General features: G+C 49.0%; 21 protein-coding genes. 13 read left to right on the top strand and 8 right to left on the bottom strand.

The features are described from left to right. Window positions 1-61 precede the first annotated feature (61 nt). Window positions 62-1,054: a D-xylose ABC transporter substrate-binding protein gene (gene xylF / locus A7098_RS03480; protein WP_000694881.1), complete on the bottom strand. Its 993-nt coding sequence runs from the start codon at window positions 1,052-1,054 to the stop codon at window positions 62-64. 367 nt (window positions 1,055-1,421) lie between these two features. Here xylF and xylA point away from each other — a divergent pair, with 367 nt between their 5' ends. From xylA to yiaA, 4 genes are all read left to right on the top strand, one after another. Next, a complete protein-coding gene (gene xylA, locus A7098_RS03475; protein ID WP_001149550.1) occupies window positions 1,422-2,744 on the top strand; it encodes a xylose isomerase in 1,323 nt (440 codons plus the stop codon). A gap of 71 nt (window positions 2,745-2,815) precedes the next feature. After that, window positions 2,816-4,270, top strand: a complete 1,455-nt coding sequence (gene xylB / locus A7098_RS03470; protein WP_105280338.1) for a xylulokinase — start codon at window positions 2,816-2,818, stop codon at window positions 4,268-4,270. 167 nt (window positions 4,271-4,437) lie between these two features. Further along, a complete protein-coding gene (gene yiaB, locus A7098_RS03465; protein ID WP_010344952.1) occupies window positions 4,438-4,779 on the top strand; it encodes an inner membrane protein YiaB in 342 nt (113 codons plus the stop codon). Between the two features lie 35 nt (window positions 4,780-4,814). Next, window positions 4,815-5,252 carry an inner membrane protein YiaA gene (gene yiaA, locus A7098_RS03460; RefSeq protein ID WP_010344954.1) on the top strand — a complete coding sequence of 146 codons (438 nt, stop codon included), beginning with the start codon at window positions 4,815-4,817 and terminating at the stop codon, window positions 5,250-5,252. Between the two features lie 41 nt (window positions 5,253-5,293). Here the strand turns inward: yiaA and wecH are convergent, their stop codons facing one another. Next, window positions 5,294-6,289, bottom strand: coding sequence for an O-acetyltransferase WecH (wecH, locus tag A7098_RS03455; RefSeq protein ID WP_105280337.1), 996 nt, complete (start codon window positions 6,287-6,289; stop codon window positions 5,294-5,296). A 174-nt stretch (window positions 6,290-6,463) separates the two neighbouring features. Between wecH and A7098_RS03450 the strand changes: the two genes are divergently transcribed. From A7098_RS03450 to yidD, 5 genes are all read left to right on the top strand, one after another. Beyond that, the gene (locus A7098_RS03450) at window positions 6,464-6,763 is read left to right on the top strand and encodes a YsaB family lipoprotein (protein WP_000980163.1); all 300 of its coding nucleotides are present in this window, start codon (window positions 6,464-6,466) and stop codon (window positions 6,761-6,763) included. 94 nt (window positions 6,764-6,857) lie between these two features. Further along, window positions 6,858-7,769 (top strand): glycine--tRNA ligase subunit alpha, encoded by a 912-nt coding sequence (gene glyQ / locus A7098_RS03445; protein ID WP_001168544.1) that lies wholly within the window; start codon window positions 6,858-6,860, stop codon window positions 7,767-7,769. Window positions 7,770-7,778: 9 nt separating this feature from the next. Next, the gene (glyS, locus tag A7098_RS03440) at window positions 7,779-9,848 is read left to right on the top strand and encodes a glycine--tRNA ligase subunit beta (RefSeq protein WP_021550005.1); all 2,070 of its coding nucleotides are present in this window, start codon (window positions 7,779-7,781) and stop codon (window positions 9,846-9,848) included. 323 nt (window positions 9,849-10,171) lie between these two features. Next, window positions 10,172-10,324, top strand: coding sequence for a type I toxin-antitoxin system toxin HokA (gene hokA / locus A7098_RS03435; RefSeq protein WP_001135745.1), 153 nt, complete (start codon window positions 10,172-10,174; stop codon window positions 10,322-10,324). Between the two features lie 160 nt (window positions 10,325-10,484). After that, on the top strand, window positions 10,485-10,877 hold the full coding sequence (gene yidD, locus A7098_RS03430; RefSeq protein WP_105280336.1) for a membrane protein insertion efficiency factor YidD: 393 nt from the start codon (window positions 10,485-10,487) through the stop codon (window positions 10,875-10,877). A gap of 53 nt (window positions 10,878-10,930) precedes the next feature. Here yidD and cspA read toward each other — a convergent pair whose 3' ends face one another. Then, window positions 10,931-11,143 carry an RNA chaperone/antiterminator CspA gene (gene cspA / locus A7098_RS03425; protein ID WP_071683071.1) on the bottom strand — a complete coding sequence of 71 codons (213 nt, stop codon included), beginning with the start codon at window positions 11,141-11,143 and terminating at the stop codon, window positions 10,931-10,933. 280 nt (window positions 11,144-11,423) lie between these two features. Then, window positions 11,424-11,714: an HTH-type transcriptional regulator gene (locus A7098_RS03420; protein WP_010344962.1), complete on the bottom strand. Its 291-nt coding sequence runs from the start codon at window positions 11,712-11,714 to the stop codon at window positions 11,424-11,426. Between the two features lie 432 nt (window positions 11,715-12,146). On the opposite strand from A7098_RS03420, the gene A7098_RS03415 reads away from it, so the two are divergent. After that, window positions 12,147-12,857 (top strand): DUF3053 domain-containing protein, encoded by a 711-nt coding sequence (locus A7098_RS03415; RefSeq protein ID WP_105280335.1) that lies wholly within the window; start codon window positions 12,147-12,149, stop codon window positions 12,855-12,857. Window positions 12,858-12,906: 49 nt separating this feature from the next. Here the strand turns inward: A7098_RS03415 and ghrB are convergent, their stop codons facing one another. Beyond that, window positions 12,907-13,881 (bottom strand): glyoxylate/hydroxypyruvate reductase GhrB, encoded by a 975-nt coding sequence (gene ghrB / locus A7098_RS03410; protein WP_000805001.1) that lies wholly within the window; start codon window positions 13,879-13,881, stop codon window positions 12,907-12,909. Window positions 13,882-13,984: 103 nt separating this feature from the next. Next, window positions 13,985-14,644 carry an OmpA family lipoprotein gene (locus A7098_RS03405; RefSeq protein WP_000747625.1) on the bottom strand — a complete coding sequence of 220 codons (660 nt, stop codon included), beginning with the start codon at window positions 14,642-14,644 and terminating at the stop codon, window positions 13,985-13,987. Window positions 14,645-14,796: 152 nt separating this feature from the next. Between A7098_RS03405 and bisC the strand changes: the two genes are divergently transcribed. Continuing rightward, window positions 14,797-17,130 carry a biotin sulfoxide reductase gene (gene bisC / locus A7098_RS03400; protein WP_105280334.1) on the top strand — a complete coding sequence of 778 codons (2,334 nt, stop codon included), beginning with the start codon at window positions 14,797-14,799 and terminating at the stop codon, window positions 17,128-17,130. On the opposite strand, the gene A7098_RS03395 is transcribed toward bisC, so the two are convergent. Together A7098_RS03395 and tag are read right to left on the bottom strand one after the other, a co-directional pair. After that, window positions 17,099-17,539 carry an N-acetyltransferase gene (locus A7098_RS03395; protein WP_000617459.1) on the bottom strand — a complete coding sequence of 147 codons (441 nt, stop codon included), beginning with the start codon at window positions 17,537-17,539 and terminating at the stop codon, window positions 17,099-17,101. The genes bisC and A7098_RS03395 overlap by 32 nt on opposite strands. Further along, window positions 17,536-18,099: a DNA-3-methyladenine glycosylase I gene (tag, locus tag A7098_RS03390; protein ID WP_105280333.1), complete on the bottom strand. Its 564-nt coding sequence runs from the start codon at window positions 18,097-18,099 to the stop codon at window positions 17,536-17,538. The genes A7098_RS03395 and tag overlap by 4 nt, the downstream gene beginning before the upstream one ends. 157 nt (window positions 18,100-18,256) lie before the next feature. Between tag and A7098_RS03385 the strand changes: the two genes are divergently transcribed. Both A7098_RS03385 and A7098_RS03375 read left to right on the top strand, forming a co-directional pair. Then, window positions 18,257-18,955: an autotransporter outer membrane beta-barrel domain-containing protein gene (locus A7098_RS03385; RefSeq protein WP_000584406.1), complete on the top strand. Its 699-nt coding sequence runs from the start codon at window positions 18,257-18,259 to the stop codon at window positions 18,953-18,955. A gap of 228 nt (window positions 18,956-19,183) precedes the next feature. Then, a complete protein-coding gene (locus A7098_RS03375) occupies window positions 19,184-20,386 on the top strand; it encodes an MFS transporter (RefSeq protein WP_105280332.1) in 1,203 nt (400 codons plus the stop codon). The last annotated feature ends 168 nt before the right edge of the window (window positions 20,387-20,554 follow it).

The raw sequence follows: 20,554 nt of genomic DNA, 5'->3' as shown, positions 1-20,554 counted from the left end.
GCCAATCAGTTCACGCGGCATGGAGAGAAATCACGCCCCGGTCAGCGCCGGGGCGTGATGCTTAAAGCTCGCTCTCTTTGTGGAATCCGTCTTTAATTACCGTATCTTTGATGTTGTTTTTATTAACATCGATTGGTGTCAGCAGGCGGGATGGAACATCTTTCAGACCATTATTCAGTGTGGTATCTGCTTTTGGTTCCTGACCATTGCCCAACTCAACGGCAATTTCTGCGGCAGTATTTGCCAACAACGTAATGGGTTTATACACCGTCATAGTTTGCGTACCGGCAGCAATACGTTTTATGCCCGCGAGATCCGCATCCTGGCCGGAAATTGCCACTTTGCCTGATAAACCTTGAGCACTTAATGCCTGAATCGCCCCGCCAGCGGTAGCATCGTTTGAGGCAACAACCGCATCAATTTTGTTATTGTTGGCAGTTAGCGCATTTTCCATAATTTTCAGCGCATTTTCTGGTAACCAGCCATCAACCCATTGGTCGCCAACGACTTTAATTTTTCCTGAGTCAACATAAGGTTTTAATACTTTCATTTGCCCGGCGCGGAATAGCTTGGCGTTGTTATCGACCGGGGAGCCACCCATCAGGAAATAATTGCCTTGTGGGACGATATCAACCAGGGCTTTTGCTTGCAGTTCGCCGACTTTTTCATTATCGAAAGAAATATAAAAATCGATATCTGCATCATTAATCATGCGGTCGTAAGCTAATACTTTTATACCTTCTTGTTTGGCTTCTTTTACAACGTTACTTAATACCTGACCGTTATACGGAATAATGACAAGAACGTCGACGCCCCGGTTAATCATGTTTTCAATCTGCGACATTTGGGTTTCTTCATTGCCATTCGCAGATTGTACAAATACTTTTGCACCGAGAGATTCTGCTTTTTTAACAAAGATATCCCGATCCTTTTGCCAGCGTTCAAGACGGAGATCATCAATCGCCATTCCTATTTTTACTTCTTTGGCGTGCGCCGCGACGTTAGTAAGCAGAAGTGAGGTGCAAAGGGTGAGTAAAATGTTCTTTATTTTCATGATTCAGAGGCCTTCTGTTGTTAGAGGACAGCTTAAAAAAGTAACAATCACCGCGATAAACGTAACCAATTTTTAGCAACTAAACAGGGGAAAACAATTACAGATTTTTATCTTTCGATTACGATTTTTGGTTTATTTCTTGATTTATGACAGAGATCTTACTTTTGTTGATTAATTGTACTTGTTGCATTTTTCTATTCGAGAAATCACCCGGTTTCATCATTCCATATTATTTTTGCGAGCGAGCGCACACTTGTGAATTATCTCAATAGCAGTGTGAAATAACATAATTGAGCAACTGAAAGGGAGTGCCCAATATTACGACATCATCCATCACACGCGGCATTACCTGATTATGGAGTTCATTATGCAAGCCTATTTTGACCAGCTCGATCGCGTTCGTTATGAAGGTCCGAAATCCTCTAACCCGTTAGCATTCCGTCATTACAACCCCGACGAACTGGTGTTGGGCAAGCGTATGGAAGACCACTTGCGTTTTGCCGCCTGCTACTGGCACACCTTCTGCTGGAACGGGGCGGACATGTTTGGCGTGGGCGCGTTTAATCGTCCGTGGCAGCAGCCTGGCGAAGCCCTCGCGCTGGCGAAGCGTAAAGCCGATGTCGCATTCGAGTTTTTCCACAAACTACATGTGCCGTTTTATTGCTTCCATGACGTGGATGTTTCCCCGGAAGGCTCATCGTTAAAAGAGTACATCAATAACTTTGCGCAAATGGTCGATGTGCTGGCTGGCAAGCAAGAAGAGAGCGGCGTGAAACTGCTGTGGGGAACAGCCAACTGCTTTACTAACCCTCGCTATGGCGCAGGCGCGGCGACGAATCCAGATCCCGAAGTCTTTAGCTGGGCAGCTACACAAGTTGTTACCGCGATGGAAGCAACGCATAAACTGGGTGGTGAAAACTATGTGCTGTGGGGCGGTCGTGAAGGTTATGAAACTCTGTTGAATACCGATCTTCGTCAGGAGCGTGAACAGCTTGGTCGCTTTATGCAGATGGTGGTTGAGCATAAACATAAAATCGGTTTCCAGGGCACGCTGCTTATCGAACCGAAACCGCAAGAACCGACCAAACATCAATATGATTACGATGCCGCAACGGTTTACGGCTTCCTGAAACAGTTTGGCCTGGAAAAAGAGATTAAACTGAATATTGAAGCGAACCACGCGACGCTTGCGGGTCACTCTTTCCACCATGAAATTGCCACAGCCATTGCGCTTGGTCTGTTCGGTTCTGTCGATGCTAACCGTGGCGACGCGCAACTGGGCTGGGATACTGACCAGTTCCCGAACAGCGTGGAAGAGAACGCGCTGGTAATGTATGAAATCCTCAAAGCAGGTGGTTTCACGACCGGTGGTCTGAACTTTGATGCCAAAGTACGTCGTCAGAGCACTGATAAATACGATCTGTTCTACGGTCATATTGGGGCGATGGATACGATGGCGCTGTCACTGAAAATTGCAGCCCGCATGATTGAAGACGGCGAACTGGATAAACGCGTAGCACAACGTTATTCCGGCTGGAATAGTGAACTGGGTCAGCAAATCCTGAAAGGTCAAATGTCATTGGCTGATTTAGCAAAATATGCTCAGGACAACAATCTGGCGCCGGTGCATCAGAGTGGACGCCAGGAGCAACTGGAAAATCTGGTAAATCATTATCTGTTCGACAAATAACGGCTAATTGTGCAGTCCGCAAGCCCGGTTATCGGTAGCGATACCGGGCATTTTTTTAAGGAACAATCGCTATGTATATCGGGATAGATCTTGGCACATCGGGCGTAAAAGTTATTTTGCTCAACGAGCAAGGTGAAGTGGTCGCTTCGCAAACGGAAAAACTAACCGTTTCGCGTCCGCATCCACTCTGGTCGGAGCAAGATCCGGAACAGTGGTGGCTGGCGACTGGTCGCGCGATGAAAATCCTGGGTGAACAGCATTCTCTGCGAGACGTTAAAGCATTGGGTATTGCCGGGCAAATGCATGGTGCTACTTTACTTGATGCTCAGCAGCGGGTGCTACGTCCCGCCATTTTGTGGAACGACGGGCGCTGCGCGGAGGAGTGTGCTTTGCTGGAAGCGCGAGTTCCGCAGTCGCGGAATATTACAGGCAACCTGATGATGCCCGGATTTACCGCGCCTAAATTACTGTGGATTCAGCGAAACGAGCCAGAGATATTCCTTCAGGTAGACAAAGTATTATTGCCGAAAGATTATTTGCGTCTGCGGATGACGGGAGAATTCGCCAGTGATATGTCTGATGCAGCCGGCACCATGTGGCTGGATGTCGCAAAGCGTGACTGGAGCGATGTTATGCTGGAGGCTTGCCAGTTATCTCGAGATCAGATGCCAGCATTATACGAAGGCAGCGAAATTACCGGCACTTTGCTACCTGAGGTTGCAAAAGCGTGGGGAATGAATGCAGTGCCGGTTGTTGCGGGCGGCGGCGATAATGCGGCTGGCGCGGTTGGTGTGGGTATGGTTGATGCCAACCAGGCAATGTTATCGCTGGGGACTTCAGGCGTTTATTTTGCGGTGAGCGAAGGTTTCCTAAGTAAGCCGGAAAGTGCCGTACACAGCTTTTGCCATGCTTTACCTGAGCGTTGGCATTTAATGTCGGTGATGCTGAGTGCGGCGTCGTGTCTGGACTGGGCGACGAAATTAACCGGTCTGAGCGATGTCCCCGCTTTAATTGCCGCAGCTCAGCAGGCCGATGAGAATGTCGATCCTGTCTGGTTTTTGCCTTATCTTTCCGGCGAGCGCACGCCGCACAATAATCCACAGGCAAAGGGCGTTTTCTTCGGTCTGACCCATCAACACGGCCCCGCAGAACTGGCTCGCGCGGTACTGGAAGGCGTGGGGTATGCGTTGGCGGATGGCATGGATGTCGTACATGCCTGTGGCATTCAACCGCAAAGCATTACACTGATTGGTGGCGGAGCGCGTAGCGAGTACTGGCGTCAGATGCTGGCGGATATTAGCGGTCAGCAACTGGATTACCGCACGGGGGGGGATGTAGGCCCTGCACTGGGCGCAGCAAGGCTGGCACAGATTGCTGCGAATCCAGAGAAATCGCTCATTGAGTTGTTGCCACAACTGCCCTTAGAACAGTCGCATCTGCCGGATGCGCAGCGTTATACCGCTTATCAGCCACGACGTGAAACGTTCCGTCGCCTCTATCAGCAACTTCTGCCGCTAATGGCATAATATTTCCCCCTGCCTTATGTGGCGGGGGATAATCTCCATCTATATATATTTAGAATATATTAATTTTTTATATGAATTTATTCTGAAAATCATTTGTTAATGGCATTTTTCAGTTTTGTCTTTCGTTGGTTACTCGTAATGTATCGCAGGTAGATATGGAGATCGTTATGAAAACCTCAAAGACTGTAGCAAAACTATTATTTGTGGTCGGGGCGCTGGTTTATCTGATTGGATTATGGATCTCATGTCCATTGTTAAGTGGCAAAGGCTATTTTCTTGGCGTGTTAATGACGGGGACTTTTGGTAACTATGCATATCTGCGCGCAGAAAAACTTGGGCAACTGGATGATTTGTTTATCCGCATCTGCCAGTTGGTAGCGTTAATCACCATCGGTCTCTTGTTTATCGGTGTTTTAAACGCACCTATCAATGCTTATGAAATGGTGATCTACCCCATCGCCTTTTTTGTCTGCTTGTTTGGTCAAATGCGAGTATTTCGCTCGGCATAAAGCTCTTAAGCTTCAGGAATGAAAGGAAGTCAGTGATGGAAAACAAAATATCAACCTATTCTCCGGCATTCAGTATTGTGTCATGGATAGCTCTCGTTGGTGGTATCGTTACCTATCTGTTAGGGCTATGGAATGCAGAGATGCAGTTAAATGAAAAAGGATATTATTTTGCCGTACTGGTATTAGGACTGTTTTCTGCAGCGTCTTATCAAAAGACCGTTCGGGACAAGTATGAAGGCATACCGACCACCTCCATTTATTATATGACCTGCCTGACTGTGTTTATTATCTCTGTTGCATTACTGATGGTAGGTCTGTGGAATGCGACGTTATTACTCAGCGAAAAAGGCTTCTATGGTCTGGCCTTCTTTTTAAGCTTGTTTGGTGCAGTAGCGGTGCAGAAAAATATCCGTGATGCTGGGATCAACGCACCAAAAGAAACGATGGCTGCGCAGGAAGAATATAGCGAATAATCTACGTAAGCCCGGTCAGTCCAGTGTGACCGGGCTTTTACTTAACTTACTAATCTGTTTTTATCGATTCGTTGTACCAGTACAGAAAGCAACAAGCTTGCTGCCAGCGTCGCGCAAAAGATCCAAATAATATCCAGTATTGGCCAGTTTTTAAGCTCAATACCACTGGTGCGCAGTGCATGGATAATCAACGCGTGGAACCCGTATATACCCAGAGAATGACGGGATATCAGCCCAAGTCCGCTAATAGTGCGCGTATCCAGTGTATTTTTTACCAGAGTCAGTAACGCAATTGCGCAGATAAAAACCATCGGACCACAGTAAAGATACCAGGTATCAGCAAAGTTTCCGCGCCACTGTAATTCATATAATGTCCCGCGAGAGATAATAAATACCCCGGCGATAAACAGTGCGGCGCTCATCCACGACAGTGGCTTGTGTTGCGTGTCCATCATCCCAATGGCGCGGCCCAACATGCCATACAGGATGTAGTAAAAAGTATCGCCATTGATATATAAGTTAATTGGTAGCCATTCAAAACCGTCGATCTTCTGTGGCACTGTGTTTGGGTTGGCGATGATGCCAATCACCACCATTAGCACCAACAACATTTTACCGCCGACGTGCTTTACCTGAATCAGCGGCGAAACCAGATAAATCACCGCAATCGCGAAGAAAAACCATAAGTGATAAAACACCGGCTTTTGTAGCAGGTTTTTCAGCGATATCTCCACATTGATGGAAGTAAACAGTGCAATGTAGAGCAGCGCAACTGCGCTATAAAACAGCAGGCATAAGCCGATGCGCAAGAAATTGCGCGGCTGGGCGCTGCGTTCGCCAAAAAAGAGATAGCCGGAAATCATGAAAAATAGCGGTACGCTGACACGAGAGGCAGAATTTAGAATATTCGCGATATCCCAGGTGATGGGGCTAACACTATGGGCATTGGTCACATACCAGGTAGTGGTGTGAATCATCACCACCATTAAACACGCTATCCCTCGCAGGTTATCAATCCAGTAAATTTTGGGCTGCATCTGTGTCTCTGTATCTGGTTAAAAAAAGTCTGACTGATAAATCATTCGGTTGGTGCACTGGAATAATCTGAGTTTTATCACTACAGCTTATAGAGGCTTGAGGAAATTCGTAAGATATCAGCCACTATACCGATATAAATAATAAGACTCACCTGCAAACCAGACGGTAATTTAATGATGATGAACTCTTTCTTTCCGGTAATGGCGCTTATGGTGTTAGTAGGATGCTCAACAACGCCACCCGTACAGAAAGCACAACGGGTAAAAGTTGATCCGCTGCGTTCGTTGAATATGGAAGCCTTATGCAAGGATCAGGCAGCAAAACGTTATAACACCGGCGAGCAAAAAATCGACGTCACCGCATTTGAACAGTTCCAGGGGAGTTACGAAATGCGCGGCTATACCTTTCGGAAAGAGCACTTTGTCTGTTCTTTTGACGCGGATGGCCATTTTTTGCATCTTTCCATGCGTTAAGCCCTGCTTTTTCCCGTTTCGTACTGTATATCTTCCATCCAGCGGGTATACTGATCCCTTCCTTTAAATCCACACGTATCCAGCACGAAATAATATGCAAAAGTTTGATACCAGGACCTTCCAGGGCTTGATCCTGACCTTACAGGATTACTGGGCTCGCCAGGGCTGCACCATTGTTCAACCATTGGACATGGAAGTCGGCGCGGGAACCTCTCACCCAATGACCTGTCTGCGCGCGCTGGGGCCAGAACCGATGGCGGCTGCTTATGTCCAGCCTTCTCGTCGCCCGACCGATGGTCGCTACGGCGAAAACCCCAACCGCTTACAGCATTACTATCAGTTCCAGGTGGTGATTAAGCCATCGCCGGACAATATCCAGGAGCTGTACCTCGGTTCTCTGAAAGAGCTGGGCATGGACCCGACTATCCACGATATTCGTTTCGTGGAAGATAACTGGGAAAACCCGACGCTGGGTGCCTGGGGGCTGGGCTGGGAAGTGTGGCTGAACGGCATGGAAGTGACGCAGTTCACTTACTTCCAGCAGGTTGGTGGTCTGGAGTGTAAACCGGTTACCGGCGAGATCACCTATGGTCTGGAACGTCTGGCGATGTACATTCAGGGCGTAGACAGCGTTTACGACCTGGTCTGGAGCGACGGCCCGCTGGGTAAAACCACTTATGGCGACGTGTTCCATCAGAACGAAGTGGAGCAGTCCACTTATAACTTCGAATACGCGGACGTGGACTTCCTGTTCACCTGCTTCGAGCAGTACGAGAAAGAAGCGCAGCAGCTGCTGGCGCTGGAAAATCCGCTGCCGCTGCCTGCCTACGAGCGTATTCTGAAAGCCGCCCACAGCTTCAACCTGCTGGATGCGCGTAAAGCCATCTCCGTCACTGAGCGTCAGCGTTATATTTTGCGCATTCGCACCCTGACCAAAGCAGTGGCAGAAGCATACTACGCTTCCCGTGAAGCCCTCGGCTTCCCGATGTGCAACAAAGATAAGTAAGAGGCGGCTATGTCTGAGAAAACTTTTCTGGTGGAAATCGGCACTGAAGAGCTGCCACCAAAAGCACTGCGCAGCCTGGCTGAGTCCTTTGCTGCGAACTTTACTGCGGAGCTGGATAACGCTGGCCTCGCACACGGCACCGTTCAATGGTTTGCGGCTCCGCGTCGTCTGGCGCTGAAAGTGGCTAACCTGGCGGAAGCCCAGCCTGACCGTGAAATCGAAAAACGCGGCCCGGCGATTGCCCAGGCTTTCGACGCCGAAGGCAAACCGAGTAAAGCAGCAGAAGGCTGGGCGCGTGGTTGCGGGATCTCCGTTGACCAGGCCGAGCGTCTGACTACTGACAAAGGCGAATGGCTACTGTATCGCGCTCATGTGAAGGGCGAAAGCACCGAGGCACTTGTTCCGAACATGGTAGCCACTTCGCTGGCGAAACTACCGATCCCGAAACTGATGCGCTGGGGCGCGTCTGACGTGCACTTCGTGCGTCCGGTGCACACCGTAACTTTGCTGCTGGGCGATAAAGTCATTCCGGCAACCATTCTGGGTATTCAGTCCGATCGCGTAATTCGTGGACATCGCTTTATGGGTGAGCCGGAAATTACCATCGACAATGCCGATCAGTATCCGGAAATTCTGCGTGAGCGCGGTAAAGTCATCGCCGATTACGAAGAGCGTAAGGCGAAGATTAAAGCCGATGCTGAAGAAGCGGCGCGTAAGATTGGCGGTAATGCTGACTTAAGCGAAAGCCTTCTGGAAGAAGTGGCTTCGCTGGTTGAATGGCCGGTTGTTCTGACCGCGAAATTCGAAGAGAAATTCCTCGCTGTGCCGTCTGAAGCACTGGTTTATACCATGAAAGGTGACCAGAAATACTTCCCGGTGTATGCGAACGACGGCAAACTGCTGCCGAACTTTATCTTCGTTGCCAACATTGAGTCGAAAGATCCGCAGCAAATTATCTCTGGTAACGAGAAAGTCGTTCGTCCACGTCTGGCTGATGCCGAGTTCTTCTTCAACACCGACCGTAAAAAACGTCTTGAAGATAACCTGCCGCGCCTGCAAACCGTGCTGTTCCAGCAACAGCTGGGGACGCTGCGCGATAAAACTGACCGCATTCAGGCTCTGGCTGGCTGGATCGCTGAACAGATTGGCGCTGACGTTAACCACGCAACTCGTGCGGGGCTGCTGTCCAAGTGTGACCTGATGACCAACATGGTCTTTGAGTTCACCGACACCCAGGGCGTTATGGGTATGCACTACGCGCGTCATGATGGTGAAGCGGAAGATGTCGCGGTGGCGCTGAACGAGCAGTATCAACCGCGCTTTGCCGGTGATTCCCTGCCGTCTAACCCGGTAGCCTGTGCGCTGGCGATTGCTGACAAGATGGATACCCTGGCGGGCATCTTTGGTATTGGTCAGCATCCGAAAGGTGATAAAGACCCGTTTGCGCTGCGTCGTGCGGCGCTGGGCGTGCTGCGTATTATCGTTGAGAAGAACCTCAATCTTGATCTGCAAACGCTGACCGAAGAAGCTGTGCGCTTGTACGGTGATAAGCTGACTAACGCCAATGTGGTGGATGACGTTATCGACTTTATGCTCGGTCGCTTCCGCGCCTGGTATCAGGACGAAGGTTACACCGTCGACACCATCCAGGCGGTACTGGCGCGTCGTCCGACTCGTCCGGCAGATTTTGATGCCCGCATGAAGGCGGTATCGCACTTCCGTACCCTGGAAGCAGCGGCAGCACTGGCGGCGGCGAACAAGCGTGTATCTAACATTCTGGCGAAATCAGACGAAGTGCTGAGCGATCGCGTGAATGCCTCCACCCTGAAAGAGCCGGAAGAAATTAAACTGGCGATGCAGGTAGTTGTATTGCGCGACAAGCTGGAGCCGTACTTCGCAGAAGGTCGTTATCAGGATGCGCTGGTCGAACTGGCTGAGTTGCGTGAACCGGTTGATGCCTTCTTCGATAAAGTGATGGTAATGGTCGATGACAAAGAACTACGTATCAACCGTCTGACCATGCTGGAAAAACTGCGCGAATTATTCCTGCGTGTAGCGGATATTTCGCTGTTACAGTAATAATGCTTTTAATAAAAAGTCTGCCATCTGGCAGACTTTTTTTATCGCTAAAATAATACAGCGATCTTTAATAATCTTCTGCTGAATAAAAATCATCTCATATATTAATTTTATGATATTTTTTTAGGATTATATCAAGGAGAGTAAAAGAGCTTATTAGGCTAGAATAGCTGCGGGTGCTTGAGACTGTTTGTCTCAGGTATTCACCGAAAGGCAGACAGAGAAAAGCCCCACCTGATTATAAATCAAAGTGAGGCCCCTCTATGCATAGACACCATAAGGTTAGCCTCTTACTTGTTGGAAATCAACACAGGAGGCTGGGAATGCCGCAGAAATATAGATTGCTTTCTTTAATAGTGATTTGTTTCACGCTTTTATTATTCACCTGGATGATAAGAGATTCACTGTGTGAATTGCATATTAAACAGGGGAGTTATGAGCTGGCGGCATTTTTAGCCTGCAATTTGAAAAAGTAAGAGTCTCTGGCGGGAAGTTATTCCCGCCTTTCTTACGGTGTTGCGCATTCTCAATGCACCCTAATTTATCTGTTTATTGAATGTTATTTAAAATAAAAGCGAATGGATTTGGCTATTAGATCAGTTTTTACATCGGGAACAGGAATGGCTTGGAGCATTCATGAATAAGCTGATTTTACTATTGATAATGTTTTATCAACGACATCTTTCTCCTCGTAAAGGATATCGCTGTGCTTACAGTGTGTTGTACCAAACGCAGGGATGTTCTGGTGCCGTCAAAAATATTATTCAACAGAAAGGTGTTCTTGCTGGGTGGAGCGAGATACGTCAGCGTTTTGCAGATTGCCGACTTGCAGCACAGACAATCAGGCAGAAACAACGCCTGGGAAAGAGTATACGTAAAAAGAAGAATAATGATTGTGATTGTACCGGCTGTGATGGTGCAGTCTGTCGTGATTGCCACATGCCGGACTTTTGTCCGAATATTCCTGTGCCAGATCTGGATTGCTCCTGCGACTGCTCTTCTCTACATTTAAAGCGTTTTTTCAAATAAAAAAATCCCCGCCAATTGGCAGGGATCTTAGATTCTGTGCTTTTAAGCAGAGATTACAGGCTGGTTACGTTACCAGCTGCCGGGCCTTTAGCGCCGCTTTCGATGGTGAAGGACACTTTCTGACCTTCGTCCAGAGATTTGTAACCATCGTTCTGGATAGCAGAGAAGTGTACGAACACGTCTTTAGAGCTATCGTCAGGAGTGATGAAGCCGAAGCCTTTGTCAGCGTTGAACCATTTTACGATACCAGTCATTTTACCGGACATAGTGTATTACCTTTAATAATTAAGTGTGCCTTTCGGCGATATGGCGTGCTTTACAGATTTTGAAGCGTTAAAGGAATGTGCACTACGAGGGGTATCAACGATAACTCTTGAAGGGACTTGCCTTACTACACTGCTTTAATGGTCTGTACGTCAAACCGTTGATGTGCATTAAGCCACGCATTGAATGGTGATGCAACAATTATTTTCCATATTTATGATTAATTGGTCGGAAAACGGTCCTGTCATCAGGACCGTAAACATCAATACAGTGGATAAAAGTCTATTCCATCAACTGTTTACTTAATGCTGGGTTGGCCTGGATCAGGCGCATCAATTTTAGTTCGGCACTGGAAGGCTTTACGCGTCTGGACTCCCATTCTTTCACCATGGCTACTGATACGCCCAAAACCCGGGCGAAATCATCAATTTTTAACCCTGTCCCTTTACGTAATTGCTCGATTTCGGTACAAGGCGTTGTTCTGTGCGTCAGGGTAATCTTTTGCGTTTCATCTTTAAAAACAATTTGTTCCAGGCTACTCAACAGCTCATGCATTGGATCTTTATATTCCATTGAAAACTCCTCAAATCACACTGCGGGATCGTGAATTTCATCGAAGCTCATTAAGAATAGTCGGGAAAAGCAGACACAGCGGGGAGAAACCCGTGAGTGATTTAAGTATGATTCGATTCAGCTACTAAGTTGCCGTGACTTATAGTCGTCTAACGATATGATTAATGCCGAAATATTTCTCAGCGTCCTGGGATTGTAAAGATTCCGAAAATTTGGCCTACCAAGAGAAGGGATGAGCTGACCACAAAAACGCAATAGCAATGTCTGTTTTTAACAATAAAACAACAAATTAACTCTTCTTCATTTTCTACATCATTTTCCCAGGAAGATTATGCATAAAGGGTATCCTGTAAGCCTGTCCTGGACTATCCTTGTCAGCGTCAGACACGCGTGTGTCGTTGTGCGCTTTTTTTGGGTGAAAGGAGTAAGAAAATGGCGACAGGAAAGTCCTGCTCTCGCTGGTTTGCGCCTCTTGCGGCGTTATTAATGGTAGTTAGCCTGAGTGGGTGTTTTGATAAAGAAGGCGATCAGCGTAAAGCGTTTATCGACTTCCTGCAGAATACAGTGATGCGTAGCGGTGAACGTCTACCAAACCTGACTGCCGATCAGAAAAAACAGTTTGGTCCTTTTGTCTCTGATTACGCGATCCTGTATGGCTATTCCCAACAGGTTAATCAGGCGATGGATTCCGGTCTGCGTCCGGTTGTAGACAGCGTTAACGCGATTCGCGTACCACAGGATTACGTCACGCAAAGTGGTCCACTGCGTGAAATGAACGGATCTCTTGGCGTACTGGCGCAACAATTGCAAAATGCGAAGTTGCAGGCCGATGCTGCGCACTCTGCGCTAAAACAGACCGATGACCTGAAACCGGTCTTTGATCAGGCATTCACTAAAGTAGTGACGACCCCAGCTGATGCGTTGCAACCGCTGATTCCGGCGGCTCAAACGTTCACGCAGCAACTGGTGATGGTGGGGGACTACATCGCTCAACAAGGTACTCAGGTGAGCTTTGTCGCGAATGGCATCCAGTTCCCGACTTCACAGCAGGCGAGTGAATATAACAAACTGATTGCGCCATTACCGGCACAGCATCAGGCGTTTAATCAGGCCTGGACCACGGCAGTCACTGCAACCCAATAAAGAGTAAAAGCCCGAACGGTTATCGGGCTTTTCTCCACGCAGTCGCGGCTTAGTCCGCGACGTGCGGATTTACACAGTTCTTCTCAACCTTCCCCTGCAACGCATTAATCAAATTATCCACGGCACAGGCAGCCATGCCATAACGCGTCTCATGGGTGGCTGAACCAATATGTGGTACTGCAACGACATTTGTCATTGAGAGCAACGGCGAATCTACTGGCAATGGCTCTTGTTCGAAGACATCCAGACCAGCGGCGTGAATTTCCCCTTTCTGCAACGCCGCAATCAGTGCATTTTCGTCAACTACCGGCCCACGCCCTGCATTAATGAAAATGGCGGAGGATTTCATTTTGGCGAATTGTTCTGCGCCAAACAGGTGATGAGTTTCTTCAGTTAGCGGCAGGATCAGGCAAACGAAATCTGATTCTTGTAACAGCGTATCCAGATCGCAGTAGCGGGCGTTAAAGCGTTCCTCTGCTTCTTTATGGTGGCGGCGCGCGTTATAGAGAATTGGCATATTGAAGCCAAAGTGCGCGCGCTGTGCCAGGGCCATGCCGATCCGTCCCATCCCGACAATGCCCAGTGTTTTATGGTGAACGTCAACGCCGTACCAGTCCGGGCCGATATTGGCGGTCCATTCGCCAGCTTTTACGCGTTCCGCCACTTCCACAATCCGACGCGCTGTACACAGCACCAGCGCCATCAGCGTATCGGCGACGGTTTCCGTTAACACGGTTGGCGTATGCATCAGCAGGATTTTTCGAGCGTTAAGCGCATCGACGTCGAAATTGTCATAGCCGACGGAGACAGTCGAAGTGGCACGCAGTTTTGGCATTTTTTCCAGTAATGCGGCATCAACATTCTCGTTTGAACCCAGTAAACCTTCAGCTTCGGCAAAAATCGCCGCGTTTTGTTCGATGGTTTGTGGATTGAGGTCTGCTACCTGGTGAACGGTGAAATGCTCTTGCAGGCGTTGCAGTAGATCATCAGGTAAGGCTTTGTAGAGGATAACGGACGGCTTCATTCTTCTCTCCATTCACTGATAAGGCGATCACCTTAGCCTGAAATATGATGAAGGAAAACTGAAGAATGCCAGGTGATTTCTGCATCACCCGGCATGAAAGGGATTAGAGCGGGCTTAAAGTGATTTCTACACGGCGGTTTTGCGCCTTACCTTCAGCGGTGCTGTTGCTGGCGATCGGATTAGCCGGGCCAAGACCCTGAGTACGGATGCGGCTGGCGTCCACACCCTGGGTGATCAACGCGCTGGCAACGGAATCCGCACGCTGCTGGGAGAGACGCATGTTCAGGTCGTGACCACCCGTGCTGTCGGTATAACCAATCACGTTAACTGCCGTTTTTGGGTACTCTTTCAGCACCATTGCCACGCCAGTCAGCGTGTTAGCACCGGCCGGTTTAAGGGTCGCGCTGCTGCTGTCAAAGGTCACATTGTTCGGCATGTTAAGGATAATGTTGTCCCCGCTGCGGGTTACGCTAACGCCGGTGCCGCGCATTTTGTCACGCAGCTTCGCTTCCTGTACATCCATATAATAACCAACGCCACCGCCCAGTGCCGCGCCTGCTGCTGCGCCAATCAGCGCGCCTTTACCGCGATCTTTCTTCGAAGAAGAGAGCGCGCCAATACCCGCGCCAACGAGAGAGCCCAGACCTGCGCCGATAGCAGATTTGCCTGCTTCACGTTCGCCGGTGTAAGGGTTAGTTGTACAGCCAGATACCGCCAGAGCGCCGCTCACGACGGCAGCAATAAGATAAACACGTTTCTTCATTGTTAATCCTTAATAACCTTTTTATTCTTGTTCACGGGTGCCGTGGCGGGAGATTATGCCGTGTGAACATGAAGATTATTCCTGGGAATACTCGGAAATTTGTAAGTAATATTTAACTGCCCAATACATCTAACCTTTCAGGAGCCTTCGGTTTGGCCAATTCATCCTCACGTTATTCCGTTCTGACTGCCGCCCACTGGGGACCCATGCTGGTTGAAACCGACGGTGAAACAGTTTTTAGCTCGCGTGGCGCGTTAGCGACAGAGCTGGAAAACTCCTTGCAGAGCGCGGTTCGCGACCAGGTTCACAGCAATACGCGGGTACGATTTCCAATGGTGCGCAAAGGCTTTCTCGCGTCACCAGAAAACCCGCAAGGCATTCGTGGGCAGGATGAATTTGTTCGCGTGAGTTGGGATGAGGCGCTGGATCTTATTCACCATCAACATAAACGTATTCGTGAGGCTTATGGCCCAGCATCGATTTTTGCTGGTTCCTACGGCTGGCGTTCAAATGGCGTCTTGCATAAAGCGTCAACTTTATTACAACGCTATATGGCGCTGGCAGGCGGTTATACCGGGCATCTGGGGGATTATTCGACCGGCGCGGCACAGGCGATCATGCCGTATGTCGTGGGGGGCAGCGAAGTTTATCAACAGCAAACCAGTTGGCCGCTGGTGCTGGAACATAGTGATGTCGTGGTGTTGTGGAGTGCTAACCCTCTCAATACGCTGAAAATTGCGTGGAATGCATCCGATGAGCAGGGGCTTTCTTACTTTTCTGCATTGCGTGACAGCGGGAAAAAGCTGATCTGCATTGATCCAATGCGATCGGAAACCGTCGATTTCTTTGGCGATAAAATGGAGTGGATAGCCCCCCATATGGGCACGGATGTTGCGCTAATGCTGGGGATCGCCCATACGCTGGTGGAAAATGACTGGCACGACGAAGAGTTTCTGGCGCGTTGCACCACGGGTTATGACGTCTTCGCCTCCTATTTGCTGGGCGAGAAAGACGGAATAGCGAAAACTGCCGAATGGGCGGCGGAGATTTGCGGCATTCCACCCGAGAAGATTCGCGAGCTGGCGGCTATTTTCCACCAAAACACTACGATGCTGATGGCGGGATGGGGAATGCAGCGCCAACAGTTTGGTGAGCAAAAACACTGGATGATCGTCACGCTGGCGGCAATGTTGGGGCAAATCGGCACACCCGGCGGCGGCTTTGGCCTTTCTTACCATTTTGCCAATGGCGGCAATCCGACCCGCCGCGCTGCGGTGCTCTCTTCCATGCAAAGTAGTTTGCCCGGCGGCACCGATGCGGTAGATAAAATCCCCGTTGCCCGTATTGTTGAAGCATTAGAAAACCCCGGTGGCACATATCAACACAACGGTATGAACCGACATTTCCCGGATATTCGTTTTATCTGGTGGGCGGGTGGTGCCAACTTTACCCACCATCAGGATACCAATCGTCTGATTCACGCCTGGCAAAAACCAGAGCTGGTGGTGATCTCCGAATGCTTCTGGACGGCGGCGGCAAAACACGCTGATATCGTTCTCCCTGCGACCACGTCGTTTGAGCGTAATGATCTCACCATGACCGGCGATTACAGCAATCAGCATCTGTTGCCGATGAAACAAGTGGTGCCACCGCGTGGTGAAGCACGTAATGATTTTGATGTTTTTGCTGAATTAAGCGAACGGTGGGAAAAGGGCGGCTACGCGCGATTTACAGAAGGGAAAAGTGAGTTGCAATGGCTGGAAACGTTTTATAACGTCGCCCGGCAGCGTGGGGCAAGTCAGCAGATACAATTGCCACCATTTGATGAGTTCTGGGAAGCCAACCAATTCATTGAGATGCCGGAAAACCCAGACAGCGAGCGGTTTATTCGCTTCGCTGATTTTCGCCGCGATCCGCAGGCGTATCCGTTAAAAACCGCCAGCGGCAAGATTGAAATCTTCTCACAGCGTATTGCCGATTACGCTTATCCGGATTGCCCAGGGCATCCAATGTGGCTGGAGCCGGACGAATGGCAGGGCAATGCAGAACCGGAACAGTTGCAGATACTTTCTGCTCACCCGGCACATCGTCTGCACAGTCAGCTGAATTACAGTTCCTTGCGCGAATTGTATGCGGTGGCAAATCGTGAACCTGTCACCATTCACCCAGAAGATGCGCGGGCGCGGGGTATACAAGATGGCGATACAGTTCGGGTGTGGAACTCGCGCGGACAAATCCTTGTCGGAGCCGTCATTAGCGAAGGTATTAAACCTGGCGTGATTTGTATTCACGAAGGCGCGTGGCCAGATCTTGATTTATCTGCTGGCGGCATTTGTAAAAATGGTGCGGTTAACGTGCTAACTAAAGACCTTCCCAGCTCGCGGCTGGGGAATGGCTGTGCGGGTAACACGGCGCTGGCATGGCTGGAAAAATATAATGGCCCGGAGCTGTCGCTTACGGCGTTTGATCCGCCTGCCAATCCATAATCCAGGTAGGGAGTTGGGTTTCCTCCTGCCATGCGCAGTCGACAATATGAAACCCCTGCGCATGGTAAAAATCTATCGCCGGTTGGTTTTTTTGATAAACCTCCAGCAACAAATGGGGATGGCGCTGCTGTACATGTTGCATCAGCGCCTTACCAATGCCGCGTCTGATGGCCTTCGGTGCGACAAACATCGCTGCCAGAAACCGGCCCTCCATAATGCTGACAAAACCGAGAAATTCACCATTGTCTTCCCACACCCAGTTTTGCGCGTTGGCTAGATATGCATCACGCACCAGCGGAATGCAGTCACGCCAATAGCTTGTTTCTATAAAGGGATGTCCCCAGCTTGTGCTTTCCAGCCATAACTCCAGAATCGCGGGCAGTTCCGAAAGCAGTGCTTCCCGAATCATGATTTGTTCCCCGGATGGCAACAGCAGCTAACCACATGATCATTCACCAGCCCACATGCCTGCATAAAGGAGTAACAAATTGTCGTGCCAACAAACTTAAAGCCGCGTTTTTTCAGAGCCTTGGAGAGCGCGTCGGAGGCGGGCGTTGAAGTAGGGATTTCGCTCAATGTTCTGGCTTGTGTCACTTGTGGCTGGTGGTTTACGAACGACCAGACAAAGTCGGCAAACGGTTCGCCGTTTTGCTCCATTTGCAGGTAAGCGCGCGCATTGCCGATAATGGCCTGGATTTTTCCACGATGGCGGATAATCCCGGTATCCTGTACCAGTCTTTCGATATCGTCTTCCTGCATTGCCGCGACCTTGACGGGATCAAACTGATGAAAACAAGCGCGATAATTTTCACGTTTTTTGAGGACGGTAATCCAGGATAATCCAGCCTGTTGTCCTTCAAGGCAGATCATTTCGAACAGTTTTTTACTGTCGGTTTCAGGCACGCCCCACTCATTATCGTGGTAGGCAATATAAAGTGGGGCCTGACTCACCCAGCCGCAACGTTCCATACTTTCCCTCGCTATATACCAGACCGTAAAAATTTCAGCCGCTTTTCTTGACGCATCGGTGAAAAAGTCAATATTTAATACAGGGCTACTATGCCCGATATCCTTCATACAATGACAATAATATTGCCGAATTCGGCTCTTTTCTGGAGTCGTGTTAATGATCATAAAAAAATGCGGTGGCCACTGGACGTTAAGTTTGCTGGCGAGCGTTGTAATCAGTTCTCTTTTTCTCAACACAGCTTATGCCTGGCAACAAGAATATATCGTTGATACGCAGCCTGGGCATACTACGGAGCGTTATACCTGGGATAGTGATCACCAACCTGATTACAACGATATTTTGTCGCAACGTATTCAAAGTAGCCAAAGGGCGCTGGGACTGGAAGTCAATCTGGCGGAGGATACGCCTGCCGATGTGACCAGCAGTATGAGTATGGGCTGGAATTTCCCTTTATATGAACATGTTACAACAGGCCCAGTCGCCGCATTGCATTATGATGGTACGACCATTTCGATGTATAACGAGTTTGGCGACAGCAATGCAACGTTAACCGATCCGTTATGGCATGCCAGCGTCAGTACATTAGGCTGGCGTGTTGATTCCCGGCTTGGTGATTTTCGTCCCTGGGCGCAAATCAGCTATAACCAGCAATTTGGTGAGAATATCTGGAAGGCTCAATCAGGCCTGAGCCGCATGACGGCGACAAATCAGAACGGCAATTGGCTTGATGTGACTGTGGGCGCCGATATGTTGCTTAACCCACATATTGCCGCTTATGCCGCGTTATCTCAGGCAGAAAACAGCAACAATAATAATGATTATTTGTATAGCATGGGCGTTAGCGCCAGATTTTAACTTGTTACTTACAATTGAAGACCGCGTATAACAATCATTGTGTTGATAGTGGGTACTAACTGACACAATTATTATTGTGGTGAATATTTGTCACGTCATTCATTCCTGAACTAAGGCATTTCATTCCGTTCTGATGGCATTTCATGCCGTTTTTCCCCTGGCATAAAGTGCACTTCGATATGGTTGTCGGCAGAGACCTTTCCTTTTTATTAATGCAGGAACACTGCCATGACATCTTCCAACTATCAACGTACGCGCTGGCTGACGCTTATCGGTACTATTATTACCCAGTTTGCCCTGGGTTCGGTTTATACCTGGAGCCTGTTTAACGGTGCACTTTCCGCCAAACTGGATGCACCGGTAAGCCAGGTGGCTTTCTCCTTTGGCCTGTTGAGTCTGGGACTGGCAATTTCGTCTTCTGTCGCGGGAAAATTACAGGAACGTTTTGGCGTTAAACGCGTCACTATGGCTTCCGGTATTTTGCTGGGATTAGGCTTCTTCCTGACCGCGCATTCCAACAACCTGATGATGCTGTGGCTGAGTGCCGGTGTGCTGGTCGGTCTGGCAGATGGCGCGGGTTACTTGCTGACGCTCTCTAACTGCGTGAAATGGTTCCCGGAACGTAAAGGTTTGATCTCCGCATTCGCCATTGGTTCCTATGGCCTGGGTAGCCTGGGGTTCAAATTTATCGACACGCAACTGCTGGAAACGGTCGGTCTGGAAAAAACCTTTATAATTTGGGGCGCGATTGCGCTGGTGATGATTGTTTTTGGCGCGACCTTAATGAAAGATGCGCCGAAACAGGAAGTCAAAACCCATAATGGCGTGGTGGAAAATGATTTCACCCTGGCAGAGTCAATGCGAAAACCGCAATACTGGATGCTGGCGGTAATGTTCCTGACTGCCTGCATGAGTGGCCTGTATGTTATTGGGGTGGCGAAAGATATCGCGCAGAGTCTGGCGCATCTTGATGCAATTTCCGCAGCCAACGCAGTGACGGTCATTTCAATTGCTAACCTTTCTGGTCGTCTGGTTCTGGGTATTCTGTCTGACAAAATCGCCCGTATTCGGGTCATTACCATTGGACAGGGGGTTTCGCTGGTGGGCATGGCGGCACTGCTGTTCGCTCCACTCAATGCGTTAACGTTCTTCGCGGCGATTGCCTGCGTGGCGTTTAACTTCGGCGGCACAATCACGGTGTTCCCGTCACTGGTCAGCGAGTTCTTTGGACTTAATAATCTGGCGAAAAACTACGGTGTAATTTACCTTGGTTTCGGTATCGGCAGCATTTGCGGCTCGATTATCGCCTCACTGTTTGGTGGTTTCTATGTGACCTTCTACGTGATTTTCGCCCTGCTGATTCTGTCTCTTGCACTTTCTACGACTATTCGCCAGCCAGGGCAGAAGGTGTTGCGCGAGGTTCACGTCTAAAAATATCATTGTAAGAAAATGAAGGGGAGGGACGTGAGTTTCTCCCTTTTCCTATTTCAGAGTATAAATAGAACAATGTATTATTTCTGTGGATGCATTACTCTATTTATATAAAATATTAATATAAATATTTTCCGAAAGTATATTTCCCTATTGATGTTGTTTTTT

Origin of the sequence: Escherichia sp. MOD1-EC7011 (assembly GCF_002965005.1) — a bacterium.
In the GTDB taxonomy this organism is placed as follows: domain Bacteria; phylum Pseudomonadota; class Gammaproteobacteria; order Enterobacterales; family Enterobacteriaceae; genus Escherichia; species Escherichia ruysiae.
The sequence above is the reverse complement of the archived record's forward strand: the minus strand, read 5'-3'. Positions and strand labels throughout refer to the sequence as shown.